The 25,022-nt window shown below is 59.7% G+C and carries 25 protein-coding genes and 1 pseudogene; 3 read left to right on the top strand and 23 right to left on the bottom strand.

Annotated features, from left to right (window positions below; translation table 11 throughout):
- Positions 1–9: 9 nt before the first annotated feature.
- From ACE3SE_RS16625 to ACE3SE_RS16555, 15 genes and pseudogenes are all read right to left on the bottom strand, one after another.
- Entirely contained in the window at positions 10–165 is a 156-nt protein-coding gene (locus tag ACE3SE_RS16625; RefSeq protein ID WP_445290654.1) for an acetyltransferase, read from the bottom strand.
- Positions 155–628, bottom strand: coding sequence for a rhodanese-like domain-containing protein (locus ACE3SE_RS16620; RefSeq protein ID WP_374556912.1), 474 nt, complete (start codon positions 626–628; stop codon positions 155–157). Before ACE3SE_RS16620 ends, ACE3SE_RS16625 begins: the two co-directional genes overlap by 11 nt.
- Before the next feature lie 272 nt (positions 629–900).
- A complete protein-coding gene (locus ACE3SE_RS16615) occupies positions 901–1,689 on the bottom strand; it encodes a MetQ/NlpA family ABC transporter substrate-binding protein (protein WP_374556910.1) in 789 nt (262 codons plus the stop codon).
- Positions 1,690–1,796: 107 nt separating this feature from the next.
- Positions 1,797–2,474, bottom strand: coding sequence for a methionine ABC transporter permease (locus ACE3SE_RS16610; protein ID WP_045844950.1), 678 nt, complete (start codon positions 2,472–2,474; stop codon positions 1,797–1,799).
- The gene (locus tag ACE3SE_RS16605) at positions 2,471–2,701 is read right to left on the bottom strand and encodes an NIL domain-containing protein (protein ID WP_374556928.1); all 231 of its coding nucleotides are present in this window, start codon (positions 2,699–2,701) and stop codon (positions 2,471–2,473) included. Before ACE3SE_RS16605 ends, ACE3SE_RS16610 begins: the two co-directional genes overlap by 4 nt.
- A gap of 51 nt (positions 2,702–2,752) precedes the next feature.
- Positions 2,753–3,484 (bottom strand): annotated as a pseudogene (locus ACE3SE_RS16600) (methionine ABC transporter ATP-binding protein); the annotation flags it as partial.
- A gap of 224 nt (positions 3,485–3,708) precedes the next feature.
- Positions 3,709–3,927: a TOBE domain-containing protein gene (locus tag ACE3SE_RS16595; protein ID WP_103525746.1), complete on the bottom strand. Its 219-nt coding sequence runs from the start codon at positions 3,925–3,927 to the stop codon at positions 3,709–3,711.
- A gap of 23 nt (positions 3,928–3,950) precedes the next feature.
- Positions 3,951–4,745: an ATP-binding cassette domain-containing protein gene (locus tag ACE3SE_RS16590; RefSeq protein ID WP_374556907.1), complete on the bottom strand. Its 795-nt coding sequence runs from the start codon at positions 4,743–4,745 to the stop codon at positions 3,951–3,953.
- A 7-nt stretch (positions 4,746–4,752) separates the two neighbouring features.
- Positions 4,753–5,544, bottom strand: a complete 792-nt coding sequence (ssuC, locus tag ACE3SE_RS16585) for an aliphatic sulfonate ABC transporter permease SsuC (protein ID WP_045845041.1) — start codon at positions 5,542–5,544, stop codon at positions 4,753–4,755.
- 11 nt (positions 5,545–5,555) lie between these two features.
- Entirely contained in the window at positions 5,556–6,695 is a 1,140-nt protein-coding gene (ssuD, locus tag ACE3SE_RS16580; RefSeq protein WP_374556904.1) for an FMNH2-dependent alkanesulfonate monooxygenase, read from the bottom strand.
- A gap of 44 nt (positions 6,696–6,739) precedes the next feature.
- On the bottom strand, positions 6,740–7,675 hold the full coding sequence (locus ACE3SE_RS16575; protein ID WP_131360365.1) for a sulfonate ABC transporter substrate-binding protein: 936 nt from the start codon (positions 7,673–7,675) through the stop codon (positions 6,740–6,742).
- A 14-nt stretch (positions 7,676–7,689) separates the two neighbouring features.
- Positions 7,690–8,280 carry an NADPH-dependent FMN reductase gene (ssuE, locus tag ACE3SE_RS16570; RefSeq protein ID WP_059285565.1) on the bottom strand — a complete coding sequence of 197 codons (591 nt, stop codon included), beginning with the start codon at positions 8,278–8,280 and terminating at the stop codon, positions 7,690–7,692.
- A 277-nt stretch (positions 8,281–8,557) separates the two neighbouring features.
- Positions 8,558–10,444 carry a methyl-accepting chemotaxis protein gene (locus ACE3SE_RS16565; RefSeq protein WP_374556902.1) on the bottom strand — a complete coding sequence of 629 codons (1,887 nt, stop codon included), beginning with the start codon at positions 10,442–10,444 and terminating at the stop codon, positions 8,558–8,560.
- A gap of 124 nt (positions 10,445–10,568) precedes the next feature.
- Positions 10,569–10,742 (bottom strand): hypothetical protein, encoded by a 174-nt coding sequence (locus tag ACE3SE_RS16560; protein ID WP_374556900.1) that lies wholly within the window; start codon positions 10,740–10,742, stop codon positions 10,569–10,571.
- 52 nt (positions 10,743–10,794) lie between these two features.
- Positions 10,795–12,192 (bottom strand): amino acid permease, encoded by a 1,398-nt coding sequence (locus ACE3SE_RS16555; protein ID WP_131360371.1) that lies wholly within the window; start codon positions 12,190–12,192, stop codon positions 10,795–10,797.
- A 511-nt stretch (positions 12,193–12,703) separates the two neighbouring features.
- Here ACE3SE_RS16555 and ACE3SE_RS16550 point away from each other — a divergent pair.
- The gene (locus ACE3SE_RS16550; protein ID WP_374556898.1) at positions 12,704–14,485 is read left to right on the top strand and encodes a PAS domain S-box protein; all 1,782 of its coding nucleotides are present in this window, start codon (positions 12,704–12,706) and stop codon (positions 14,483–14,485) included.
- Positions 14,486–14,489: 4 nt separating this feature from the next.
- The gene (locus ACE3SE_RS16545) at positions 14,490–16,928 is read left to right on the top strand and encodes a two-component system response regulator (protein WP_374556896.1); all 2,439 of its coding nucleotides are present in this window, start codon (positions 14,490–14,492) and stop codon (positions 16,926–16,928) included.
- A gap of 15 nt (positions 16,929–16,943) precedes the next feature.
- Here the strand turns inward: ACE3SE_RS16545 and ACE3SE_RS16540 are convergent, their stop codons facing one another.
- Complete coding sequence (locus ACE3SE_RS16540; protein WP_374556894.1) at positions 16,944–17,081, bottom strand: hypothetical protein; 138 nt, start codon at positions 17,079–17,081, stop codon at positions 16,944–16,946.
- A gap of 92 nt (positions 17,082–17,173) precedes the next feature.
- On the opposite strand from ACE3SE_RS16540, the gene ACE3SE_RS16535 reads away from it, so the two are divergent.
- On the top strand, positions 17,174–17,374 hold the full coding sequence (locus tag ACE3SE_RS16535) for a hypothetical protein (RefSeq protein ID WP_374556892.1): 201 nt from the start codon (positions 17,174–17,176) through the stop codon (positions 17,372–17,374).
- Positions 17,375–17,458: 84 nt separating this feature from the next.
- Here the strand turns inward: ACE3SE_RS16535 and aroQ are convergent, their stop codons facing one another.
- The 7 genes from aroQ to ACE3SE_RS16500 form a co-directional block, all read right to left on the bottom strand.
- Complete coding sequence (gene aroQ, locus ACE3SE_RS16530; protein ID WP_062789145.1) at positions 17,459–17,902, bottom strand: type II 3-dehydroquinate dehydratase; 444 nt, start codon at positions 17,900–17,902, stop codon at positions 17,459–17,461.
- Between the two features lie 11 nt (positions 17,903–17,913).
- The gene (locus ACE3SE_RS16525) at positions 17,914–18,747 is read right to left on the bottom strand and encodes a shikimate dehydrogenase family protein (RefSeq protein WP_374556890.1); all 834 of its coding nucleotides are present in this window, start codon (positions 18,745–18,747) and stop codon (positions 17,914–17,916) included.
- A gap of 253 nt (positions 18,748–19,000) precedes the next feature.
- Complete coding sequence (gene efeB, locus ACE3SE_RS16520; protein ID WP_374556888.1) at positions 19,001–20,281, bottom strand: iron uptake transporter deferrochelatase/peroxidase subunit; 1,281 nt, start codon at positions 20,279–20,281, stop codon at positions 19,001–19,003.
- A 35-nt stretch (positions 20,282–20,316) separates the two neighbouring features.
- Positions 20,317–20,679 (bottom strand): cupredoxin domain-containing protein, encoded by a 363-nt coding sequence (locus tag ACE3SE_RS16515; RefSeq protein ID WP_199101889.1) that lies wholly within the window; start codon positions 20,677–20,679, stop codon positions 20,317–20,319.
- 100 nt (positions 20,680–20,779) lie between these two features.
- Positions 20,780–21,697: an iron uptake system protein EfeO gene (gene efeO, locus ACE3SE_RS16510; RefSeq protein WP_374556884.1), complete on the bottom strand. Its 918-nt coding sequence runs from the start codon at positions 21,695–21,697 to the stop codon at positions 20,780–20,782.
- 35 nt (positions 21,698–21,732) lie between these two features.
- Entirely contained in the window at positions 21,733–22,578 is an 846-nt protein-coding gene (efeU, locus tag ACE3SE_RS16505; RefSeq protein ID WP_374556882.1) for an iron uptake transporter permease EfeU, read from the bottom strand.
- Between the two features lie 211 nt (positions 22,579–22,789).
- Positions 22,790–24,979 (bottom strand): TonB-dependent siderophore receptor, encoded by a 2,190-nt coding sequence (locus ACE3SE_RS16500; RefSeq protein WP_374556879.1) that lies wholly within the window; start codon positions 24,977–24,979, stop codon positions 22,790–22,792.
- Between the last annotated feature and the right edge of the window lie 43 nt (positions 24,980–25,022).

Here is a 25,022-nt window from a genome sequence, read left to right as displayed (position 1 = left end):
GTGCTGCGATCAAGAAGGGGCTGCTTGCAGGCTGGCCTGGCTAATCTGGCTACCCGGCGGCACGCTGCGGGTGAGCCAGACATTGCCGCCTATGCTGGAACCCCGCCCGATGGTGATGCGCCCCAGCACAGTGGCTCCGGCATAAATCACCACATCATCTTCCACGATGGGATGGCGCGGCTGGCCCTTGAGCAGGCTGCCATCCTCGCCCTGTTCGAAGCGTTTGGCACCCAGGGTTGTCACTGCGGCACAGCAGCACCACGATGCTGGCCTTGCCGCCGGCCTTGCTTTCCAGTTCGCGCAGGAAGCGCGGGTTCTTGATCAGCGCCGTACCGGTCTGCCAGGCCACATGCAGCGAGCCTGGTACCTGGCCAACGAATTTGCGCTCTTCCGCCGTGCGTACATCCACCAGCGTGGCAACGCCCGCCTCCACCAGCGACCAGGCTTCCAGCGGGTAAAGCGCGCCGGTATAGGCAAGGCCGCTGTCCGCGGCACGCAGGCGGGCAATTTCCAGCAGCTCTTCGCTGGCACTGACTGCGTCGGTGGCACTGAGTTGATGGCCGCTAGGCCCGGCCTGGTTGGTATTCGGGGTGATGCTGGAGGTAGTGCTGGTGTGCAGTTGCGTCATCTTGGTCTCCCTGACTGGTGCCATCTGGCTTGCAGACCAATATACGCGGCAGCGTGCCGCTGACTAAGCAAGAAAAACTGCAGTGATTATGAAGAAAATGGATAACCATGCCGCTCTTATGGCATTTTCTGGCATAACAAAAAGAATCTTCATGCTCTGAGCAGGCAGGTGCTTACAAAACGATTGAAAGCAGGTAATGCATGGCTTGAAAAAACAAAAACGGGATGGCCGTAGCCATCCCGTCCGGGGCAGTCAGATCGTGCGTTTCAGGCTTAGAAAGCCGGAATCACCGCACCCTGGTACTTGGTTTCGATGAACTTCTTGGCTTCCGGGCTGTTCAGTGCAGCAGCCAGTTTCTTGATGGCGGCACTGTTCTTGTTGTCCGGACGGGCTACCAGCAGGTTGGCATACGGCGAGGTGGTTTCGGTGAACAGGCCATCCTTCTTCGGGTTCAGCTTGGCTTCCAGCGCATAGTTGGCGTTGATCAGCGCAACATCAACCTGGTTCAGCACGCGCGGCAGGGTAGCGGCTTCCAGTTCCTTGATCTTGATGTTCTTCGGGTTGGACACGATGTCCTTGGTGGTCGGGTAGATGTTCTTGCGGTCCTTCAGCTTGATCACACCGCCCTGATCCAGCAGCAGCAGCGCACGGCCGGCATTGGTCGGGTCATTCGGGATGGCCACGGTAGCACCCTGCGGCAGGTCAGCCACTTTCTTGTACTTGCTGGAGTAAGCGGCAAACGGCTCGATGTGCACCGGCTTGGAAGCCACCACCAAGTGGGTGCCACGGTCCTTGTTGAACTTGTCCAGGTACGGAATGTGCTGGAAGAAGTTGGCATCCAGCTGCTTTTCTTCTACCTGGGTGTTAGGCAGCACGTAGTCGTTGAACACCTTTACTTGCAGATCCACACCTTGCTTGGCCAGGGTGGGCTTCAGGGCTTCCAGGATTTCAGCATGCGGTACTGGCGAAGCAGCCACTACCAGTTTTACGTTTTCGGCGTGTACGGCCAGTGCGGCCACGCTCAGGCTCAGTGCAGCAAACAGCTTGGAAACGCGTTTCATCGTTTTTTTCTCCAGATCAATGGGCAAAGGGGGTCCATACAGCCGGTCACGCCCGGCTGCACAGGGATTCACAACAAAGGGAATTCAGTAATGTACTGGCGGCTGAATCAGCCGAAGCGACAGCGGCGTACCAGGGCATCGCCTGCGGTTTGCAGGGCTTGTACCAGCACCAGCAGCAGGGCCACGGTGACGATCATCACCTCGGTCTGGAAGCGCTGATAGCCATAGCGGATGGCCAGATCGCCCAGACCGCCGCCGCCGATCACACCGGACATGGCGGTATAACCCACCAGCGCCACGGCGGTGACGGTAGCCGCGCCAATCAGACCGGGCATGGCTTCGGGCAGCAGTACCTTGAACACGATCTGCGGCAGTTTGGCTCCCATGGATTGGCTGGCTTCAATCACGCCGCGGTCGATTTCGCGCAGCACGTTTTCCACCAGGCGGCCAAAGAAGGGAATGGCCCCCACCACCAGCGGCACGATGGCACCGGCCACGCCGATGGAGGTACCCACCAGCAACAGGGTGAGCGGAATCAGCACAATCAGCAAAATGACAAACGGCAGCGAGCGCAGCACGTTCACCAGGAAAGACAGCACCGCATACAGACGCGGGCGGGCGCGCAGCTGGCCTGGTGCGCTGATGTACAGCAGTACGCCCAGCGGCAGGCCGAACACGATGGTAAACAGCAGGGACACGCCCAGCATGGTCAGGGTATCCAGGGTGGCGGTGCCGATTTCCGGCCAGTCCACCGTCAACAACAGGCTTGGGTCGAATCCGCTCATGCCAGCACCTCGCAACGTACACCCTCGCGGGCAAAAATCTCCGGCAGGGCCGGCAGTTCCACATCAGACGCCACCACGCCCACCAGCAGCTGGCCGCAAGGCGTGTCTCGGATTTCGCTCAAGGTACCGCTGAGCAGGTTGACGCGCAGGCCGGTTTCGCGGCCCACCTTGTCCAGCACCGGGCTGAGCGTGGGTTCACCGACAAAGGTGAGCTTGAGCAGCGGCACGCCGATGCGCGCACGCCAGGCCTCCACCCGTTCGCCCTGACCAAAACCGGTTTCGGCCAGCAGGCTGCGGGTGACGGCATGCTGCGGTTGCAGGAACACATCCAGCACGCTGCCCTTTTCCACCACCTTGCCGTGATCCATCACCGACACGTGATCGCACAGTTGGCGAATCACGCGCATGTCGTGGGTAATCAGCACGATGGTGAGATTAAGCTGACGGTTGATGTCGGCCAGCAGGGCCAGGATCGAATCCGTGGTTTCCGGGTCCAGTGCTGACGTTGCTTCGTCACACAGCAGCAGGTCAGGATGATTGGCCAGTGCACGGGCAATGCCCACGCGCTGCTTTTGCCCGCCGGACAATTGCGACGGACGTTTGTCCTTGTGATCGGCGAGGCCCACCAGTTGCAGCAATTCGTCCACCCGCGCGTCCATTTGTGCCGGGGTCAAGCCACCGGCCAGCTCCAGCGGGAAGCGCACATTGCCGCCCACGGTGCGCGAACGCAGCAGATTGAAATGCTGGAACACCATGCCGATGCGCTGGCGGCGCAGTTGCAGCTCGGCCTCCGGCAAGGCGGTGAGTTCCTGCTTGCCCAGTGTCACGGTGCCGCTATCCGGACGCTCCAGCAGGTTGAGGCAACGGATCAGGGTACTTTTACCGGCCCCCGAGCGGCCGATGATGCCGTAGATTTCTCCGGCAGCCACTTGCAGGCTGACATCGTCCAGTGCGGCGATGCGGCGGCCTTCATGGCTGAAATGCTTGCTGAGATTGCGTACTTCTATCATACCGTCTGCGTTCTATCCCCTGCCCTGATCGGGCAGAAAGCGGGTGAGCGACGGGGGATAACCCGTCAGGAGTGGCAAGTCTAGCGGCTGCAAGCACAAACCAAAAATAATAAAAATTTCGTTGTATATCGTTTTGGAGAATATTGGATACAGAAAACTGCATGCACTCATCCTCCACCGCACGCCAGCGCGCAGCCAGCTTGCGGCGGAAGACAGGTGTCAGATCAGGCCAGCGTGGCGATCGACACTTCAGTGGATTTGACGAAAGCCACCACCGGCGAACCTACTTTCAACTGCAATTCGCGTACCGAGCGGGTGGTGATCACCGAGGTGACAATGCCGGAGGGGGTTTCCACATCCACTTCGGACAACACCGGTCCTTCGATGATTTCCTTGATCACGCCCTTGAACTGGTTGCGGACATTAATGGATTGAATGCTCATGATCTGCTTTCTATGTAATGGGGTTACAAGGCCCAGTGCAGCTGCGAGAAATGCAGCGACGCGAGCGGTGTTTCATTGATAAGCGGCGCATTGAAGGAAGGCCCTTGCAGTACGCGTTGCAGGATGTGCTGCTCCAGCGCGACAAAGCGGCTATCGGCCGGGTCGCGGCTGCGTGGCAGCTCCACCGGCAAATCCAGCGCCACCCGGCCCTCTTCCAGCAGCACCACGCGGTCGGCCAGGGTCACGGCTTCGCTGACATCGTGCGTCACCAGTACCGTGGTGCAGCCATGCTGCTGCCACAAGCGCTCGATCAGGCCCTGCATTTCCAGCCGGGTGAGTGCATCCAGCGCGCCCAGGGGTTCGTCCAGCAACAGCAGCGAGGGCTGATGCACCAGCGCCCGCGCCAGTGCCACCCGCTGGCGCTGACCGCCGGACAGCCGGGCCGGCCATTCCTGCGCCCGGTCAGCCAGCCCTACTTCGGCCAAGGCCTGCTCGGCTTCGCCACGGCGGCTGGCTGGCAAGCCCAGTGCCACATTGTCCAGCACGCTCTTCCACGGCAGCAGGCGGGCTTCCTGAAACATCACCCGCACGCTTTGCCCGGCCGGCTGCTGCAGCAGGCCGCCATCGGCCTGATCCAGCCCGGCCAGCAAACGCAGCAAGGTGCTCTTGCCGCAACCGGAGCGGCCGACAATGGCCAGGAACTGACCTTGCGGAATGTGCAGGTCCAGCGCGTCCAGCACCACGCGCTCGCCAAAGCGGCGGATGAGACCCTTCAACACAATCGGGCTGGCCGTCTTGAGATCATCCAGTTTCATCATGTTCTCCTCAGGCGGCCTTGAAATAGGACGGATGCCAGCGCAACCAGCGCTTTTCCAGTGCGCGGGCGGCCACATCCACCACCTTGCCCAGTGCGGCATACAGCAGGATGGACAGCACCACGATGTCGGTTTGCAGGAATTCCCGCGCATTGGATGCCAGATAACCAATGCCGCTGGTGGCAGACAGGGTTTCCGCCACGATCAGGATGATCCAGGCAATGCCCAGTGCGTAGCGGATGCCCACCAGAATGGACGGCAAGGCACCGGGTAGCACCACCTGACGGAACAGGGCATTACCGCTCAGTCCATAGCTGCGCGCCATTTCCAGCAGTTGCGGGTCCAGCGAGCGAATGCCGTGATAGGTGTTGAGGTAGACCGGGAACAACACCCCGAAGGCCACCAGGAACACCTTGGCGGATTCATCAATGCCGAACCACAGAATCACCAAGGGCAGGATGGCCAGCGGCGGGATATTGCGCAGCATCTGCAAGGTGGTATCGAACAATGCCTCGCCCAGCCGGGATACCCCGGCCAGCAGGCCGAATGCCAGACCAAGCCCGGCACCGATGACAAAACCGCTGGCCACGCGGCCAAAACTGACCGCCAGATGACGGAACAGGTCGCCACTGCTGAGCAATTGCCAGAAGGCCACCAGCACTTCGGTGGGTGCGGGCAGAACCCGGTGGTTCAGCCAGCCGGCCACCGAGGCCAGTTGCCAGAACAGCAGCAACAGGATGGGCACCAGCCAGGGCAGCAAACGCTGCCACAGCCCTTGTGCCAATGCATGTGTACGTGACATGGGCATGCTCCTCAGGAGGCCGCCGCCTGGCGGATTTCATTGGGCAACAGCTGGTTGGCCATCACCTCGCCTGCCGGTTGCTGGCCGATGCTGGCCTTGAGACGGTCCGGCAGATGCGGGAACAGCAGCTCGGCCACGCGGTAGGCTTCGTCCAGATGCGGGTAGCCGGAGAACACAAAGGTTTCGATACCCAGCTCAGCGTACTCCTGCATGCGTGCTGCCACGGTAGGGCCATCGCCCACCAGCGCCGTGCCTGCACCGCCACGCACCAGACCGATGCCCGCCCACAGATTGGGCGAGATTTCCAGCTTGTCACGGCTGCCACCATGCAGCGCAGCCATGCGGCGCTGGCCTTCCGAATCGGCCCGCGCCAGGGTTTTCTGCGCATTGGCAATGGTGGCGTCATCCAGACGGCTGATCAGCCGGTCGGCCGCGGCCCAGGCTTCCTCATTGGTTTCGCGCACGATGATGTGCAGGCGGATGCCAAAGCGCACCGTGCGGCCCAGTTTTGCGGCCCGCGCCCGCACATCGGCAATCTTCTTGGCCACTTCCGCTGGCGGCTCGCCCCAGCTGAGGTAGACATCCACATGCTCGGCCGCCAGATCATGCGCGGCATCGGACGAACCGCCAAAGTACAGTGGCGGATAAGGTTTGCTCACCGGCGGATACAGCAACTGGGCATCGCTCACCTTGATGTGCTTGCCGTCCAGATTCACCTTGTCACCGGCCAGCACACCCTTCCAGATATGCAGGAATTCGCTGGCGGCTTCGTAGCGCTCGTCGTGGCTGAGCCAACTGCCATCACCGGCCAGTTCCACCGGGTCGCCCCCGGCCACCACATTCACCAGCAGGCGGCCTTGCGACAGGCGGTCAAAGCTGGAGGCCATGCGCGCCGCCACCGTGGGCGACATGATGCCGGGGCGCACTGCCACCAGGAATTTCAGCTTGCGGGTCGCCGGAATCAGCGTGGCGGCGGTCACCCACGGGTCTTCGCAAGAACGGCCGGTGGGAATCAGCGCGCCATCAAAACCCAGGCTGTCTGCCGCGCGGGCAATCTGGGTGAGGTAGTCCAGGTCCACGGTGCGTGCCCCTTCCGGGCTACCCAGATAACGTCCGTCACCATGGGTGGGGAAAAACCAGAAAATCTGCATGTCCATTATTCCTGTCTTGTTCTTTGCTTGTTCTTGAATTGCGCTCAGGGCTTCCACACCGCGTCCTGCACCTTGATGGCCTTGGGAATCAGGCCCAGTGCATGGAAGGTATCGGCCACTTCCTGTTGCTGCTGGATGGTTTTGGCGTTGACATAGCTGACGCTGTAGTCCGGATGACGGCTGAGCATGGCGGCATAGGTTTCCGCTTCCAGCCCGGTGTAGCCGGACAGGGTTTTGGCTACTTGCTGCACATCGCCACGCAGCTGTTTGTTGTTGTCGGTCAGCGCCTTGAACACGATGGCAATCACCTTGGGGTTGGCCTGGGCAAAGTCACGTGCCGCCAGATAGAAGGTGTTGTTGGCGCTCAGGCCCTTGCCGGTGGACAGCACCCGCACACCACCGGCGCGGGTTGCCGCGGCGTAGTACGGGTCCCAGATGCTCCAGGCATCCACGCTGCCACGCTCGAAGGCGGCACGTGCCTCGGACGGCGTCAGATAAACCGGGGTGATGTCGCTGTACTGCAAGCCGGCCTTTTTCAGTGCAGCCACCGTCAGGTAGTGCGCACTGGAGCCCTTAGTAAAAGCCACGCGCTTGCCCTTGAGATCGGCCAGCTTCTTGATGGGCGAACCGGCAGGCAGCAGGATGGCGGAGGATTCCGGCTTGGAAGGCTCCTGGCCGATGTACACGATATTGGCCCCGGCAGCCTGGGCGAATACCGGCGGCGAATCGCCGGTCATGCCGATGCTGACACTGCCGGCATTCATGGCTTCCAGAATCGGCGGGCCGGCCTGGAATTCATACCATTTCACTGTCACACCCAGCGGTGCCAGCTGCTTTTCCAGCGTGCCTTGCGCCTTGAGTGACACCAGATTGATGGCACTTTTCTGATAGCCCACGTTCAGGTCCAGCGCGTGGGCTGCCAGCGACCAGCCCGCCAGCACGGCAAGACCCAGTGTTTTTTTCAGGAGAGATAGAGTCATGATGAAGTCCGGAATTACAGGCTGATCAGCCGGGAAATGAAATCGTTGGCATAGCGCGGGGCATGCGGGGCCGGGGCATTCACCCCCAGCAGGGCGGCAAACTCATGCACGGCGGTTTGCAGGCGCTGTTCCAGCTCCTCGGCCAGTTCAGCCTCGCCATTGGCATTGGCACCAATCTGCGACTCCACCGCATACACGCCCTGATGGATGGCGCTGGCCTTGAGCGCCGCCAGTACCGGCTTGATGGAGTAATCCACCGCCAGCAAATGGCCGGGGCTGCCGCCGCTTACCAGCGGCAACACCGGCTTCCCAGCGAGTCCGCCTTCCGGAATCAGGTCCAGCAGCACCTTGAGCGCACCGGCATAAGCCGCCTTGTACACCGGGGTGGCGATGATCAGCCCGCTGGCCGCACCGACCCGCTGCTGGAATTCCTGGATTTGCGGATGGGAAAACTGGCCATGCAATAGTGCATCGGCCGGAAAGTCGTGAATGCTGATGGTTTGCAGCTCGATATCCAGTGCAGTCAGCGCAACGCGGCTGCGCTCGATCAGGCGCGCAGTGCGCGAGGTTTTACTGGGGCTGCCGAGAATGGCGAGAACGGTCATGGGTGGGTTTTCCGCAGTGCGTCATGGCAATGGACTGCACCTTAGCAGAGCTGTTTTATATCCATAAGCAAGAAAAAACGAACTTGTTATCAGCAAAAATGCTTATGGAAAATGCAGATATGCTTTGCCGGAAAACCGCGCATGGTCAGCGGGGCCAAGAGGGAGCAAGAGATGAAAAAAGCCAGCCCGCAAAGGGCTGGCTTTGCCAGACAGGACTGCTTGACGCGTCTTCAGTGCTGAATACGCAGCCCCTTGCAGCACATGGGGCCGTGCAGGCTTACATCTGGAAGGAGCGGAACTTGTCCTGCAAACCGGCGGCCAGCCGGTCCAGCTCGGCCAGCGTATCGGTAGCATTCTGCAGGTCGGCCTCGGACTTTTGCATGCGGCCGGTCATTTGCTCGGCACTTTGTGCCATGGACGTGGTGGCCGATTGCTCTTCGCTGGTGGACAGGGCAATTTCTTCCATCTTGCGCCTTACCGTTTCCATGTTCTGCTGGATGGAGGCAATCTTCAGCGCTGCCTGCTCGGAGCAAGTCGAACCGGCGTGGGTGGATTCCAGCGTCTGCTTCATGTCGCTGACCGCGGCATTGGTTTGCGCCTGCATGCTTTCGGTCATCCGGGCAATCTGCTGGGTGGCGCTGCCAGTGCGCTCGGCCAGCTTGCGCACCTCGTCGGCCACCACGGCAAAGCCGCGGCCCTGTTCGCCGGCACGTGCTGCCTCGATAGCCGCATTCAAGGCCAGCAGATTGGTCTGGTCGGAAATATCCTTGATCACACCGGTGATGCCGCTGATCTGCTGCGAGCTCTTGCTGAGTTCTTCCAGCAGGGTGGACAGGCTTTCCACATCGCGCGCGGACTGGCCGGCCTTCTGTGCCACTTCGGCTACGGTCTCGGCAGATTCACCGGACAACTGGTTGGTATCCTTCACCAGGTTGTCCGCTTCGTTGGCGTTGTCGGCAATGTGCGAAATGCTGACGGTGATCTGTTCGATGGTGGCGGCATTGCTGGAGCTTTGGTCGGCCAGCGCACGGAAATCATCGGACATGGTGGCCAGCACCTGGTTGACGCTGTGCACGCCGTCCGTCAGCCGGGCCGCTTCGGTACGGATATCAAGGAACAGGCGGCGCAGGTTTTCCAGGAAAGTATTGAAATGCGCTGCGGTTTTGCTGATTTCGTCATTGCCGTCCAGCTGGATGCGACGGGTCAGGTCACCACCACCCTGGGCAATTTCCTGCATCAGCACATTGATGCGGCGAATACCCGAGGTAATGCCATTGGACATGGCATAGGCCAGGATAATGGCCAGCACGGTAAAGGCCAGGCCAACCAGGCCCACTTGCAGCATCAGCTGATGGGCACTGGACAGGATTTCGCTGCGCTCGATCACTGCCACGATCTTCCAGCCGCCACGCGAAGCGGCCAGTACCTTGCCCTCTTTTTCCACCCCGTTCAGGGTGTAGCGGAAGGTTTCCTTGTTGTTCTTGACCGCCTCGGTCAACTCCGGAATGTTCAGGCTGTCGACATTCTTGGCAATCAGGTCTTTCAGCTTGGGATGGGTCAGCACCGTGCCATCGCGTTCCACCAGAAAGATATAACCGGTGTCGCCAATCCTGATGGCATCCATGATTTCCGACAGATGCTTGAGGGAAATGTCGATGCCGCTGGCAAACTCCACATTACCGGCGGTATCGGTATAGGCCTTCACCACGGCAGTGACATTCTCACCACTGGTGGAGCGATAGGCCTTGGCGATGGTGGCCTTGCCCTTGTTGTACACGGCATCGGCGTACCAGGGGCGCTTGCGCGGGTCGTAACCGGCCTTCACCGTGCCGGTGTCGCTGGTGATGAAGCCGCCAAACCTGGTGCCCATGTATAGCTCGACATAGTCCGGGTGGGTGGCGCTGATCAGGCTGAAGTGGTTGAACAGGCCCTGCTCCAGCGGCGCACGGCTCAGGGTTTTCAGTTCGGTGACCGCGCTTTTGTCGGCATAGGACGTGATGCTGGCATCCACCTTGTGTACTGCCGGCTGGCTCATCATTTCCAGGTTGAGCGTGGCATTGTCCAGCAGGATGGAAATGACGTTATCCACCTGATGCAACTCACCGTCGGCACGGGCCAGGAAGTCCTGCTCCGACTTCTGGGTAACCGAATAATTGATCAGCATGATAATGCTGATAATGGGAACAATAACCAAGGCTGCCGAGGTCAGGAACAGTTTTTTCCTGATTCCTCCGCCAAACAATGCTGACACTGCCATACCACCTCCATTTATTATGTTTGCATTCGTGTCACCGCACGAATTTGCGCACAGTATTCCGCATGTCATCGATACTGACCAGTGCATTTTCCAAGCAGGCCGCAGACAGCCGACTGATCAGGATCAAGCGTGCATCATCCGGCATGGCAGCATGTCTCGGCTGAATGGCATGTTTTTTGCCGAAATGCGCAATTTTCTTGCGCATTAAAAAAGGCGTGCTTGCGCACGCCTTTTTGCTGGAACTGCAATATTCTCAATCAGTCACGCTTCACCGTCGCCAATGCAGGCTGATGATGACGGCCGAGATTGAACATCTTGTACACCACCGACACCGCCAACAGCAGGCCGGTACCGACAAACAGCGATACGCGGGTATCCGGGTTCACCAGCATGCCGAACAGCACGCACACCAGGAAGGCAATGGTCAGCCAGTTGGTGAAGGGGAACAGGATGGACTTGAACGGGTGGCTGTGCATTTTTTCGCTGTGCGCCAGGCGGAAACGGGCCTGACATACCAACACCACAAACCAGGGCACCATGCCCGGCAATACACTGGCGCTGTACACGTACACGAATACACGTTCCGGATTCGGAATGATGTAGTTGAGTGCGGAACCCAGCCCAATGCAGGCAATGGTCACCCAGATGGCGTTGACCGGCACCCCGCCCTTGGACACCTTGCCCAGGAAAGACGGCAGCTGCTTGTTCTGCGCCAGGGTATACAGCATGCGGCCACAGCTGTAGATGCCGCTATTGCAGCCGGACAGCGCGGCGGTAAGCACCACGAAGTTGATGACACCTGCCGCTGCAGCAATACCCACCTTGGCAAAAGTCAGCACGAAGGGGCTGCCGCTGGTGCCGATCTGGTTCCACGGGTAAATGGCAACGATGACGAAGATGGCACCGACATAGAAAATCAGGATGCGCCAGATGATGTTGTTGATGGCACGCTTGAGGGTGACTTGCGGGTCCTTGGCTTCACCAGCGGTAATGCCGACCAGTTCCACCCCCTGATAAGCAGCCACCACCAGACAGAGCGCAAACAAAAAGCCCTTGGCGCCACCGGCAAAGAAGCCGTCATGCGCGGTGAGGTTGCCAAAGCCGACTGCCGGCATGTCACCACCACCCACCAGGATCAGCTTCAGGCCCACCAGAATCATCACCACGATGGTGGAGATCTTGATCAGGCCGAACCAGAACTCGAACTCGCCGTACAGACGTACCGCCAGCAGGTTGGAGGCCGCCAGGATGGCGACAAAGGCAATGGCCGGAACCCACTGCGGCACGGTGGGGAACCAGTACTGCACATACACCCCGGCCGCGGTGATTTCCGAAATGCCCACGGCAATCCACATCAGCCAGTAAGCCCAGGCGGTGAGGTAGCCCCAGTAGGGGCTGAGGTATTTGTAAGCGTAATGGGCAAAGGAGCCTGCCACCGGCTCGGTGTGCAGCATCTCGCCCATGGTGCGCATGATGAAGAAAATGAAGACCCCGGCAATGGCATACGCCAGCAAGACCGAAGGCCCCGTCCATTTCAGCGTGCTGGCCGAGCCCATGAACAGACCGACACCGATTGTCCCGCCAAGGGCAATCAGTTCGATATGTCGTGCCTCAAGCCCGCGCTGCAGCTTTTTGTCACTCTGATTTTCTGACACGATTTTTATTCCCGTTGGTTTCACATATTTATCGAATATCCAATCCTGACGCTTATTCTGACAAACGCGGATTGCTTATTCTTTGATCTGACTACGGGACAATGCTAAACCCTTCATTTCTCTGTCGCAATAAAGGGAATCCCCTTTAAAACAAGGGAAAATTTGCAATTCGGAAACCCGAACAACAAAAACGGTATTTATTCGGTTATTCGAATACCAATTCGCAACAAACAAACAATTAATATCAGCCAAATGATTAATCATGTCGCAAATGCATAAATAAGCTCACCAAAAAAATTTACTTGTCACCAGACAAACTGGCCGCTTGCACAGTGGCATTCCTGCCCTGCTCCACCCCACGCCCTGCTTGCCATGACAGCTTCCGCAGCGGCCTTTGCGATGCTGCGCCACAGCAAGGTGGTCTGGCTTTGCGAGTTATTACTTTCAATACGCATTTTCGTTACCCATAATGGATAATTGCTCGCAACCCCAGGCAGGGCGGACCCGACGTATGGAAAAACTGCTCGCGGATTTACTGCAAACCTCCCCCATCGGCATTGCGGTGCTGGACAGCCAGCTGCGCTATGTCCACATCAACCGCCAGCTGGCCGACTCCAATGGCCTGAGCCCGGAAGAGCATATCGGCCGCACCCCGCGTGATGTGCTGCCCGATGTCGGCCCCGGGCTGGAAGACATCATGCGCACGGTAATGGCCAGCGGCCTTGCCGAGTGCAATTTCGAAGCCAGCGCCGAAATCCCCCCCGGTTCGGGCTGCATCACCTACTGGAATGCCAGCTACCACCCGCGCTTTGACAAGCAGGGCGAGCCTTGCGGCATCATCGCCATGGTGGAGGATGTCTCGCTGAAAAAGCGGGCCGAACTGGCCATCCGTGCCAGCAGCGAACGCATCCGCAAGGTGCTGGATGCCTTGCTAAGCTTTGTCGGCGTACTCAGTACCGACGGCATCCTGCAGGAGGCGAACCGTGCGCCGCTGGAACAGGCGGGGCTGGAGCTGGCCGACGTACAGGGCAAACTGTTCTGGGAGTGTTACTGGTGGAGCCACGACCCGCTGGTGCAAAGCGAGCTGCAACAGGCCATTGCCCGTGCAGCGGAAGGCGAAACCGTGCGCTACGACGTGGTCGTGCGCATGAAGAACGACAGCCGCCTGATCATCGACTTCATGCTGCGCCCCTTGCGCGATGAAAACGGCGTCATCAACAACCTGATTGCCTCCGGCATCGACATTACCGCGCGCAAGCAAAATGAACTGGCACTGCAAATCAGTGAAACCTATTTCCGTGAAGTGGTGGAATCCACACCGGACGGACTGATGATGGTGGACCAGCACGGCGTCATCCGCCTGATCAACACCCGCATGGAGCAGCTGTTCGGTTACAGCCGGCACGAGCTGGTGGGCGAACAACTGTCCAGCCTGCTGCCGGCAGATTTTCGCGCCACCCATGACAGCTATGTCACGCAGTTCTTTACCGCACCAATGGCGCGCGGCATGGCCAATCGCAAACCCTTGCTTGCCCAGCGGCGTGACGGTTCGCAGTTTCCCTGTGAAATCGGCCTCAACCCGATGCGGGTGGGCGATGAAGTACTGACGCTGGCCTGCATTTCCGACGTTTCCGAGCGCTACTATGCCAAGCTGGAACTGGAAAAGGCCCTGCAGGAAAAAACCGTGCTGCTGGGCGAAGTGCATCACCGGGTGAAGAATAATCTTCAGGTGATTTCCAGCCTGCTGAACCTGCAAGCACGCACCGCCACCCCGGATGCCAACAAGGCCTTGCTGGACAGCCAGAACCATGTGCGATCGATGGCGCTGATTCACCAGCTGCTGTACGAGCGCAATGATTTTTCCCGGATTCCGATGTCGGTCTACATAGAAAGGCTCACCCATCTGCTGCGCGACGTCAGCACCGGCTATGGCAACCATATTGCCTTCGTGTTCGAGCGCACCGGTCCCGAGGCCTTTCTGGAACTGCAAAACAGCATTCCCTTTGGCCTGATCCTCAATGAAATCGTGGTGAATGCCTGCAAGCACGCCTTCATGCCCGGCCAGCCCGGTCAGGTGAAAATCCACATGAATACCGAACAGCAGGTACAGCTGCAGATTCGTGACAACGGGCGCGGCTGCCCACCCGGCGTGTCACTGGGGCATGCCAACACGCTTGGCTTTCAGTTATTGCCCATGCTGACCGAACAGCTGAAAGCCACATTGGCACTGGAAACCGCACCGGATCAAGGCTGCTGTTTCACCTTGACCATTCCAGACCTTATCCGGGAGTAAAGGCATGGCTTACCGCATCCAGATTGTCGAAGACGAACGCATTGTCGCGCTGGACCTGAAAATGGCGCTGCAAAGCCTGGGCTTTGATGTGGTCGCCAGTTGCGCGTCCGGTGAGGAAGCCATCGCACGCGCCAAAGAACTCAAGCCTGACCTCATCCTGATGGACATTCATCTGGAAGGAAGCATGCCGGGTACCGAAGCCGCGCTCATCATCCGCCAGACGCTGGACATCCCGGTGATTTACCTGACTGCCTTTGCCGAGGAAAACATCCTGCAGCAGGCAGAAAAAAGTGCGCCCTATGGCTATCTGCTCAAGCCCTTCGAGCTGCGCGAGCTCAATGCCACCATCCGCATGGCACTGTCTTGTCGCAAGGCCGAGATAGAAGTCCACAAACAGCAAAAGCTGTTGATGCTGGCGGTGGAAACCGCCCAGCTGGGCATCTGGGAATGGGACCAGCAACAATCGCTGTTCACCGGCCAGGGCTACTTCGGCAAGATTACCGGCCTGGACATGGCACCGCGCCAGGAAAAAGTGCCGCCCTTCCTGCGCCTGCTGGAACATGCCGACCAAAGCCGGCTGAACCAGCTGCTGAAAGACCGTGGCCGGGTGGACATGATCACCACCATCACCCCGGACGATGGCGATTCGGTATGGGTGGAAATGTCGGTGCAGGAATACGAGCCGCAATGGCAGGAAAGCGCCAAGCAGATTGGCGTGCTGCGTGACATTACCGAACGCATCAAGTCCGAACAGCTGTTGCAACAGGCCGGTGCGGTATTCCAGTCCACCGCCGAAGGCATTGTGGTGGTGGACAGCGACCGGCTGGTGAAGTCGGCCAACCCGGCTTTTCTGCGCCTGACCGGCTTCAGCCTGATGGAAATCCTGGGGCAGGACATCGACGAGGTATTGCATGTCAAAAAGCACACACCGGACTTCTACCAGGGGCTGAGCCAGCTGGGCGACGCAGGCTGGCATGGCGAGGTGATGTGCCGCCGCAAGAATGGCGAAACCTTTCCCGCCTGGGAGCATATCTGCCTGGTGTCCTACGACCTGGAGCTGCCCGCCCATTACATCATCGGCTGTACCGATGTCAGCTCCATCAAGAAGGCCGAGATCGAACTGAACCGCATGGCGTTTCATGACGCCCTCACCGACCTTGGCAATCGTCACTTGCTTAACGAACAGCTGGCCATCGAACTGACACGGGCAGCCGGGGATGGCAGCCAGATGGGCCTGGTGTTCATCGACCTGGATGGCTTCAAGCTGATCAACGACGGCCTGGGTCATGCCACCGGCGACCAGCTGCTGAAGGTGGTTGCACAGCGCATCCGCGAGACCATCCGCCGGGCGGACATACCGGTGCGTTTTGGCGGCGATGAGTTCTTCATCATCTGCCCGCACAGCAGCGAGCAGGACTGCACCAGCATGGCCAGCCGCCTGCTGGAAAAACTGGAACAACCCATGCCGGCGGGCAAGGACAATATCGTGGTTACCGCCAGCATCGGCATTGCCCTGTATCCGCAACATGGCAGCAGTGCCGAAAAACTGCTCAGTGCCGCCGACAGCGCCATGTATCAGGCCAAGCTGGCCGGCAAGCGCCGCTACTGCACTTTTAATGAGTCCATGGCAGAAAAAGTGCACGAACGACTGCGGCTGGAACAGCGCCTGCGCCAGGCAGTGAAACAGCACAGCTTCACCCTGCACTACCAGCCCTTGATTCGGGTGGATGATGCCAGCCTGATCGGCTTTGAAGCCCTGCTACGCTGGCAGGACGAAGGGGTGAACATTCCGCCCGACCTGTTCATTCCGGTGGCGGAAGAATGCGGGCTGATCCAGGAGCTGGGCAGCTGGGTGCTGCAACAGGCCTGCATCGAAGCGCAGCACTGGAATGAGCGCTTTCACTACCCGCTGAAAGTGGCGGTGAATGTATCGGTGATGCAGTTTGTCGAATCAGACTTCCTGGAGGGCGTGGCCCGCGAGCTGCAACACAGCGGCCTGCAGCCGCACTTGCTGGAACTGGAAATCACCGAGAGCGTGTTGCAGTCGCTGGAAAACAGCAAGCGCATCCTGAAAGACCTCAAGCGCATTGGTGTATCGGTGGCGATTGACGACTTTGGCACCGGCTACTCGTCCATGGCAGTACTGAAAGACTTGGCGGTGGACCGGCTGAAAATCGACCGCTCCTTCATTTGCAATACCCCGGCACAGACGCAGGATGCCGCCGTATGCAAGGCCATCATCATGCTGGCACGTAGCCTGATGCTGGGCATCACCGCCGAAGGGGTGGAGGAAAGCGCGCAGGTGGAGTTTCTGCGCGAAAACGGCTGCGACACCATTCAGGGCTATTACTACTCCAAGCCACTGGATGCCGCAGCGCTGGAACGCTACCTGCAACAGGCTTTCAGCGCCGGGCAGGCCAGCACGACCAAGCCCGACAGCTGACACCTCCCAGGCAGTTTACTCGGCAGCCATTCCATTCAATCCCGATCTCCCTGCCTTTGCACTGCCATTTGAATAAGGCAGCTTCGCTTTCATTTCAGCAAGCGAGAAGGGTTTGTCAAAAATGAGGGCTGGCGCTTGCCAGCCGTTTTTCATGGCGATGTCAATTGATGTAAATGCAGGTAAAGAACCTCAAGCAGATCGTGATTTCACCGATAGTTCTTATAAATGCAATAAGGAATCCAACCATGTTTCTGGGCGCAGTCGGTTCATTCATCAGCACTTCGGGCGGGGCCCTGCTCAAGGCAGGCTCCTCCGTGGTGACCGAAGCGGCCTCCATTGTCGAAGCGCACCCGCTGCTGGCGGGCGTGGCGCTGGGGGTGGGCATTTACGAATACGCCACCAGCAATCCCGGCCATCTGGGTAATACGGTGGATACCAAGGCATGAGCAAGGCGCAAAAAAAATACGGAGAAGCCAGGCTCCTCCGTCAAACACTGACTGAGTCAGTTTCGGATTGCTACAGAGAAAAACCTACTGCGCCGCGGTAGCCGCGATAGCCGCGCGCAGTCCCAACAGATAGCTTTCGGTGCCAAAGCCGCAGATCTGCCCCTTGGCAATGTCGGCAAACACCGACTGGTGGCGGAATGGCTCGCGGGCGTGGATGTTGGACATATGGATTTCCACGATGGGCACGGTGAGAATGGCCAGCGCATCGCGAATGCCATAGCTGTAGTGGGTCCAGGCTCCGGCGTTGATCAGTACCGCGTCCACCCCGTCAGCATAGGCCTGATGGATGCGCTCGCACATTTCCCCTTCGTGATTGGTCTGGAAGCTTTCCACTTCCACACCCAGCTCACGGCCCAGCGCCTGCAGGCGCGCGTCAATTTCGGCCAGTGTCACCGTGCCGTACTGCTTCGGGTCGCGCTTGCCGAACATATTGTGGTTGATGCCGTGCAGCATCAGCATTTTCTTCATGATGCCAACCCTCAGTAGTTCAGCGTGGCCACTGCACGCAGTTCTTCCGGCGTGGCGCTGCCAAAGCCAAAGAATTCCAGGTAAGCCGGAATCATTTCAAACAGCATGTCGGTACCCAGCTGGATCTGACAGCCCTTGGCCCGAGCCGCCGCCAGCAGCGGGGTGATTTCCTTTTTCATCACCACTTCGCCAACAAAGGTGTCCGGGCTGACGCGGTCCATGTCAAAGGGCAGCGGGTCGTCGTCCTTCATGCCCAGCGGGGTGGCGTTGACAATCAGCTCGAACCCGGCCGGGTCGTTGCTGCCGACGGTAACAATCAGCTGCGGATAATGCTGACGCAAGCGTCCGGCCAGTGCTTCAGACGAAGCGGTATTGCTGTCGAACAAGGCCATTTCGGCCACACCGGCAGCCGCCAGCGAAGCGGCAATGGCACAGCCTACGCCACCATTGCCGGATACCAGCACCTTGCGGCCCTTGAGCGCAAAGCCCTTGCGCTCCACGCCACGCACAAAGCCGGCACCGTCAAACTGGTCGCCCAGCAGCGTGCCGTCCGGACGTACCAGGATGGCATTGCACGCACCGGCAATGGCGGCGGTGGGGGTGATTTCGTCCATCAGGCCCAGGGTGGTGACCTTGTGCGGCATGGTGACCAGTGCGCCGCGCAGATTGGTGAACTTGCGGATGCTGGCGATCGCCGCCACATAGTCTTCCGGCCTGACGCCGATGGGCATCACCACGGCATCAATACCCTTGCTGTCAAACCAGGGGTTGTAAATCATCGGAGCCTTGAAGCTCTCGGTGGGATAACCCAGATGGGCAATCAGCGTTGTCTTGCTACTAATCACACATGTCTCCAATCGTTTTGCTATCGAGATGCGCGTGCATCCGGCGGGATCAAACCGTCCCGTGACATGGCTGCATCATGGGCTGTTTGGCCGGGGCATCCAACAGCAAAATCGCTCTAACTGATATAGCAAAATCAGTTGTTCGACCGGGGAATATGTCATTGCAGGCATAGCAGCCCGCTGCGGCAGCGAGGTGAAAAGACGCAAAAAAGCCGGCGCACGCACCGGCTTTCAGTTTGGCAGGAAAAGCGCACTAACCCGCAGCAGCCAGCAGGGACTGACCGAGATACCCTCCGGCCTCCACACCGGGCAAGGCAAAGAAGTAGCCACCGCCAAAGGGCTTGATGTATTCCTCCAGCGGCTCGCCATTCAGGCGCTGCTGGGTGGCGATGAAACCGGTCTGCAAATTGGCCTGGAAGGAAACAAACACCAGCCCCATGTCCAGCTGGCCGGACCTGGTCAGCCCCAGCGAATAGCTGTAGCTGCGGCGCAGCAACCTGGCATCGTGGCGGCCATGCAGGCGCGGTTCGGCGCGGCGCATGTGGGAATCCAGCGGCACCTGCTGGCCATGCGGATCGGCGGCAAACTGCGGGTCGTCAAACTCCTGTTTTTTACCCAGCGGCGCACCGCTGTGCTTGTCGCGGCCAAAGATGCCCTGCTGCTCGCCCAAGGGCGTGCGGTCCCACTGCTCCATGGTGAAGCGAATCAGCCGTACCACGGCATAACTGCCGCCTCTGGCCCAGGAGGGTTCCTGGTCCTTGTCGCCCACCCACACCAGCGCATCCATCTGTTGCTTGTCCGACGTCGCGGGATTCCCCGTACCATCCTTGAAGCCGAACAGATTGATCGGCGTGCTGGCATGCCGTACCGCTGCGGCAGGCTGGAAGCCATCCATTTTCCAGCGCGCGGCCAGTTTGTCCGGGCAATGCTTGATGATGTCACGCACCGCGTGAATCACGGTCTCGCGGGAATTGGCACAGCATTGCAGCAGCAGGTCGCCGTCGCACCAGGCGGCATCCAGCGCGTCGTTGGGGAAGGCAGGCATGGCCGTCAGGTGTCTGGGACGCAGTGCCTGCAGTCCGAAGCGCCCGTCAAACAATGAAGCGCCCAGCGCCACAGTGATGGTAAGCGCGTCCGGCGACACGGTATCGCCCAGCAGGCCGGAGTCCGGCGGCGGCAGTTTGGGTGCATCCACCGGGGCCGGGCCACCCTGGGTCAGGAAGGCAATGCGCCGTGTCAGCAATTGCAGGGTTTCCTGCAGGCCCTTGCGGTCGCGGGCCAGTACGTCAAAGGCGATGAAAATGGCTTCTTGCGGTGTCGGGGTTGTCACCCCGGCCTGATGCACACCGGCAAACGGCACGCGCTGCGCTGCAGGGTCCGGTGATGCCTGCAGCTTCAACCAGCCGCCCGCCCCCACGGCCCCCGCCAGCACACCGCCGCCAAACAGGCCGGCACCACGCAGCAGATTGCGCCGCTGCCTGTCTGGCTGGCTGCCGGATGCGGACAGGGTATGGTTATTGTCTTGTTCTGTCATGAGTGAAATCAGTCCCGATGATGCTTGTTCGATGCTTACTCGACGATCAGCACACCATGCGGATTGCTCAGCAGGCCGCAGGTCATTTCGTATTTGCCGGGTTCCAGTTTTGCCGTCAGCTTCTGGCTGAAGCCGGGCGCGATGTTTTCCCGCTCCTCTACCACATACACGCCTTTGAGGATTTCCCACTCCACAGCGCGCGCGCTGTTGTTCTTGATCAGGAACTGGGTTTTGCCGCGCTTGACGGTCAGTTGCATGGGTTCGCAGGCTTCGTCGTTAACGCCGACATTCACCACGGGAATGGCCGGAGCAGTGGCCACAGTAGCAGGGGCTGCGCCTTGCTTGCCGCAGGCCGCCAGCAATACCAGCAGCACACACGGTGCCAGGGTTTTGAACATGAGTATTTCCTGAATGCTTGCTCGGGGCCGCCGGCTTACTGCTGGCTGCCCGGCATGGCTGATTGCCGCCGTGGGTCAGTTCACGGCGGCGGCAGTTGAATCAATCCAGACCCAGCACGCCACGCAGCTTGGACAGGTCTTCGGCCAGTGCCGTGATCGGGCCCTTCATCGCGGTGCGGTCGGCGTCGGTCACCTTGTCGTAGCTGACAAAGCCTTTTTTGTCCTCGCTACGGTATTTGTCCAGCAGGCCGTCCACTGTCTTGAAGTTTTCATCCACCTTGGCCAGCAGGTCCGGGCTGGCTTGTTGCAGCAGCGGGCGCAGCAGTTCGACAATTTTCTGCGCACCGTCCACATTGGCCTGGAAGTCCCACAGGTCGGTATGGCTGTAGCGGTCTTCTTCTCCGCTTACCTTGGTGGCCGCGACTTCTTCGATCAGGCCTGCTGCGCCACCCACCATCTTGGCCGGCGGAATGTCCAGTGTGGCCACGCGCTTGTTCAGCTCGGTGATGTCAGCCACCAGCTTGTCAGCGAACTCGGCCTGGCCCTTGGTGGTGTGGTCACCAAACAGTGCTTTTTCCAGACGATGGAAGCCGGTGAACTTGGGGTCGGCCGCTTTTTGCTTGAAGTCGTCTTCACGGGCGTCGATGGCAGAGTCCATGTCGGAGAACAGCTCGGCAATCGGCTCGATGCGTTCGTAATGCTGACGGGTGATGGCGTACAGGCCTTGCGCCTTTTTAAGGTCACCGGCCTTGATGGCGGCAGCAAAGGCCTTGGACTGGGTCAACAGGCCTTCCAGCTCGCTGCTGACATATTTCTTGTATTCAGCAATGGGGGCTGCCAGTTGTGCACTGTAGTCCACGGCAGGAGCGGATGCCGCTGCCGCCGAAGCCGCGGCCTCGGCCACAGGGGCGCTGCCTGCAGCATCAGCCGCCGGCGCATCCCCGGTTTTACCGCATGCCGCCAGCGTGGACAGCAGCAAGGCCAGAACGGACAGCTTGCACAGGGAAGTCTTTTTCATCAGTCAACTTTCTTCAGGATGGATAAACGGGGATTTCAACGAGAGGACAGCGAGGCGGACGACACGCCGGCCAGCGGCTTGCCATCACGCAGGAACAGAAACAGTGCCGGCAGCAGGTAGAGCAACCAGGCCAGCAGCTCGCTGACCGTGGGGGTGTCGTCATAGCCGAACATGCCGGAGAGGATGACGCCCAGCGGTGTATCCACCGGCAGCACACGGCTCAGGTCGATCACCACTGTTTGCAGCTGGTTCCACAGCCCGGCTTCGTGCAAGGCCTTGACGGCACCGGCCAGCAGCCCGGCGGCCACCAGGATGATGAACATGCCGGTCAGGCGGAAAAAACGGCGCAGATTGATGCGCACCCCGCCCTGGTAAATACCCCAGCCCATGGCCGTGGCCACCAGCAAGCCCAGCAAGGCGGCCAGCCAGGCCAGCGGATTGCTGCTTTGCTGCTGCACGGTGGCCAGCAGGAAGAACACCGACTCCAGCCCTTCCCGCGCCACGGCAAAAAAGGCCATGCCGACCAGCGCATAAGCCTGGCCGTGGCCACGGCTGAGTGCCGCATCAATGGAGTCCTGCAGCTGGCCCTTGATGGAGCGGGCGGCCTGCTTCATCCAGAACACCATGGAAGTGAGAATGCCTACCGCAATCAACGCGACGACAGCTTCAAACAGCTCCTGCTGCTTTTGCGGGAATTCCTGCTCGGTCAATTCCAGCACCACGCCCACGCCCAGGCTGAGCAGGCAGGCCAGCACCACCCCCAGCCATACCGCAGGCATGAAGCGCTGCTGACCGGACTGACGCAGATAGCTAGCGATGATGCCGACAATCAGTGCGGCTTCCATGCCTTCGCGCAGCATGATGAGAAACGGGATAAGCATGATGATGTCTTTGCTGATTCATGTAAATGCGAATCATGATCATTATCAATTGAACTGTCAACGCCAATTCTTGTCGTCATCCCGCGCTGCAATACTGCTTAACAATTAGCCCAAACCGGACAGCCATAAAAAAAGCCGGTCGGCACCAGACCGACCGGCAGGCAGCCAGGGGCTGCAGGCTCCGTTACAGCGTTAACTCAGTATTTGCATTTCAGTATTTCCACTTTACTGTGACACTGGCATTGACCGGTGCGGCATAGTAGGACTGGTCCCAGTACACGCTGGTCAGGTATTTGCGGTTCAGCACGTTGTACAGGTTTGCCGCCACGGTCAGGTGCTTGTCCACGTCGTAGCTGGCCATCAGGTTCCATACCGAATACCCGCCCTGGTAAGCGGCAGACGTGCTGCTGTAACGCGTTTCGCTCTGGTAATTCAGGCTGGCACCCAGTTTCAGCTGCTCCAGCTGCGGTACGCGCCAGGTGGTGGACAGCCGTAGCTGACGGCGCGGGACATACAGGCGCACATCCTCGCCGTTCTGGCCGGTAATCTGCTGTGCCACCACACCCAGGCTGGCCTGCCAGTTGTGGGCCAGCTCGCCGGACAAATCAAACTCCACCCCGCGCGACTTGGCCGAGATGCCACGGTAGTAAGCCTTGCTGCCAACATAACCGGCCTGTTCGGCAATATTGTCCTGCTCCACTTCAAACAGCGACAAGGCAGTGTTCAGTCGGCGTTGCAGGAATTCACCCTTGAGGCCGATTTCCTTGCCTGTGCCACGGGCGGCGGCCAGTGTGGCACCGCTGGCATCGGTCTTGGTTTCCGGGTTGAAAATCTTCGACAGGCTACCGTAAGCGGAAATCTCGCTGCTCAGGTCCACCACCAGGCCGACATAGGGCGAGGTGGCCGACTGCTCCAGCGCATGGGCCACGCCATAGCTGGCACCGGTGGAGCTGGCCTGGGTGTAATTGGCACCCAGCAGCAGCTTGACCGGGTCGGCCAGGTTCAGGCGTGTTGCCGTATAAACGGTCTTGCGGGTGTCCACATAGCTGCTGCCATCCACGCTGGCGTCAAAGCTGGGCGTGGCATAGCTGCCATTGAATGCACTGTTGCCAAACAGTTCGGTACCGATGCCCTCGCCGTAATGGCTGACGTCCGTCATGCGCGAGCGTGACAGGTTCACCCCGAAATTGAAGTCATGCTGACGTCCGGCCAGTGCGTACTTGCCACCCAGATTGCTGTCGAAATACACCTGCTTGTTACTGCTGTCATACAGCGAGGGATAGGCATACAGCCCGCCGCCAGTGCTCTTGTTGGGCGTGCCGTACACATAGAACAGCGCGCTGTCGGTATCTGCCTGGTTGTAGCCCAGCGTGCTGTTCCACTGCCAGCCGTTGTCCAGCGCATGCGCCAGCTCGGCAAACACGCGTTGATCCGTGGTGTTCAGGTAGGACCAGCTGGCCGAGGTGCTGGTGCCTACCGGGTAATTGGTGGCACTGCCGTCGCTGTACGCCATGGGCAACGCGCCCCATATGGCGCCCTTGCCTTCCTGTTTCTGATAGCTGTAGCCCACGGTCAGCGTGGTCTTGTCGCTCAGCTTGTTGGCCAGCACACCGTAAAACACATCACGGGATGGCTGGTAGCGGTCCAGATAGGAATGGCCATCCTCATGCGCCGCCACCACCCGGCCACTGAGCGTACCTGCCTCATTCAGCGGGCCGGACACGTCCACGTCCAGCCGTTTGGTATCCCACGAACCGATGGTGAGGCCGGCCGAGGCCTGGAAGTCGTCAGTCGGGCGCTTGCGGATGAAATTGACTGTGGCGGACGGATTACCGGTGGAGCTGGACAGACCATTGGCACCGCGCACGATTTCCACCCGGTCGAACATGGCCATGTCGATGTCGCCATATTGCAGGCCATAGGTCATCGGCACGCCAATGCCGTCCATCTGGAAATTGGTGATGTCAAAACCGCGGGCGGTGTAATACGTCCGGTTGGTTTCCACCTTCTCCACCGTCACCCCGGTGGTATTGGCCAGTACGTCGTTGATGGTAGCCAGCCGGAAATCTTCCATCTGGGCATGCGTCACCACCGAACCCGCTTGCGGGGTTTCCCGCGGACTCATGTTGAGCCGGGTGGCAGAGGTGCTGTGCTTGATGGTGTAGGTTTCCTGCTGATCGGTTGGTAGCTGGGTGCTGACCGCCTCGGCCGATACCGAAACCGCGGGCAGAACGGCAAGCCCGCCCGCCTTGTCGCTGGATGAGGCCGCTGTTGTTCCATCATCGGCCAGAGCCTGGCCGGCCACACCGGCAGCAGCCAGCCACACAGCCAGGCACAAGGGACGCAGGGTAAAACCGGGAATTCGGGAATGACGGGCAGCAGCAGGCCGGTGAACTTGCATGGGGTAAATATCCAGGATGTTAAAAAACGGAAATGAGTACACA

It is taken from the genome of Aquitalea pelogenes (assembly GCF_041914625.1).
Classification (GTDB): Bacteria; Pseudomonadota; Gammaproteobacteria; order Burkholderiales; family Chromobacteriaceae; genus Aquitalea; species Aquitalea pelogenes.
Note: the sequence above shows the minus strand (reverse complement) of the source record. Positions and strands in the feature narration are given on the sequence as shown.

Excerpts from the sequence above, each read along its gene's own strand:
- ACE3SE_RS16620 (WP_374556912.1), bottom strand. The coding sequence starts at position 628 with ATGACGCAACTGCACACCAGCACTACCTCCAGCATCACCCCGAATACC.
- ACE3SE_RS16615 (WP_374556910.1), bottom strand. The coding sequence starts at position 1,689 with ATGAAACGCGTTTCCAAGCTGTTTGCTGCACTGAGCCTGAGCGTGGCC.
- ACE3SE_RS16610 (WP_045844950.1), bottom strand. The coding sequence starts at position 2,474 with ATGAGCGGATTCGACCCAAGCCTGTTGTTGACGGTGGACTGGCCGGAA.
- ACE3SE_RS16595 (WP_103525746.1), bottom strand. The coding sequence starts at position 3,927 with ATGAGCATTCAATCCATTAATGTCCGCAACCAGTTCAAGGGCGTGATC.
- ACE3SE_RS16590 (WP_374556907.1), bottom strand. The coding sequence starts at position 4,745 with ATGATGAAACTGGATGATCTCAAGACGGCCAGCCCGATTGTGTTGAAG.
- ssuC (WP_045845041.1), bottom strand. The coding sequence starts at position 5,544 with ATGTCACGTACACATGCATTGGCACAAGGGCTGTGGCAGCGTTTGCTG.
- ssuD (WP_374556904.1), bottom strand. The coding sequence starts at position 6,695 with ATGCAGATTTTCTGGTTTTTCCCCACCCATGGTGACGGACGTTATCTG.
- ACE3SE_RS16575 (WP_131360365.1), bottom strand. The coding sequence starts at position 7,675 with ATGACTCTATCTCTCCTGAAAAAAACACTGGGTCTTGCCGTGCTGGCG.
- ssuE (WP_059285565.1), bottom strand. The coding sequence starts at position 8,280 with ATGACCGTTCTCGCCATTCTCGGCAGCCCCAGTAAAACCTCGCGCACT.
- ACE3SE_RS16565 (WP_374556902.1), bottom strand. The coding sequence starts at position 10,444 with ATGCTGATCAATTATTCGGTTACCCAGAAGTCGGAGCAGGACTTCCTG.
- ACE3SE_RS16560 (WP_374556900.1), bottom strand. The coding sequence starts at position 10,742 with ATGCGCAAGAAAATTGCGCATTTCGGCAAAAAACATGCCATTCAGCCG.
- ACE3SE_RS16550 (WP_374556898.1), top strand. The coding sequence starts at position 12,704 with ATGGAAAAACTGCTCGCGGATTTACTGCAAACCTCCCCCATCGGCATT.
- ACE3SE_RS16545 (WP_374556896.1), top strand. The coding sequence starts at position 14,490 with ATGGCTTACCGCATCCAGATTGTCGAAGACGAACGCATTGTCGCGCTG.
- ACE3SE_RS16540 (WP_374556894.1), bottom strand. The coding sequence starts at position 17,081 with ATGAAAAACGGCTGGCAAGCGCCAGCCCTCATTTTTGACAAACCCTTC.
- ACE3SE_RS16535 (WP_374556892.1), top strand. The coding sequence starts at position 17,174 with ATGTTTCTGGGCGCAGTCGGTTCATTCATCAGCACTTCGGGCGGGGCC.
- aroQ (WP_062789145.1), bottom strand. The coding sequence starts at position 17,902 with ATGAAGAAAATGCTGATGCTGCACGGCATCAACCACAATATGTTCGGC.
- efeB (WP_374556888.1), bottom strand. The coding sequence starts at position 20,281 with ATGACAGAACAAGACAATAACCATACCCTGTCCGCATCCGGCAGCCAG.
- ACE3SE_RS16515 (WP_199101889.1), bottom strand. The coding sequence starts at position 20,679 with ATGTTCAAAACCCTGGCACCGTGTGTGCTGCTGGTATTGCTGGCGGCC.
- efeO (WP_374556884.1), bottom strand. The coding sequence starts at position 21,697 with ATGAAAAAGACTTCCCTGTGCAAGCTGTCCGTTCTGGCCTTGCTGCTG.
- efeU (WP_374556882.1), bottom strand. The coding sequence starts at position 22,578 with ATGCTTATCCCGTTTCTCATCATGCTGCGCGAAGGCATGGAAGCCGCA.
- ACE3SE_RS16500 (WP_374556879.1), bottom strand. The coding sequence starts at position 24,979 with ATGCAAGTTCACCGGCCTGCTGCTGCCCGTCATTCCCGAATTCCCGGT.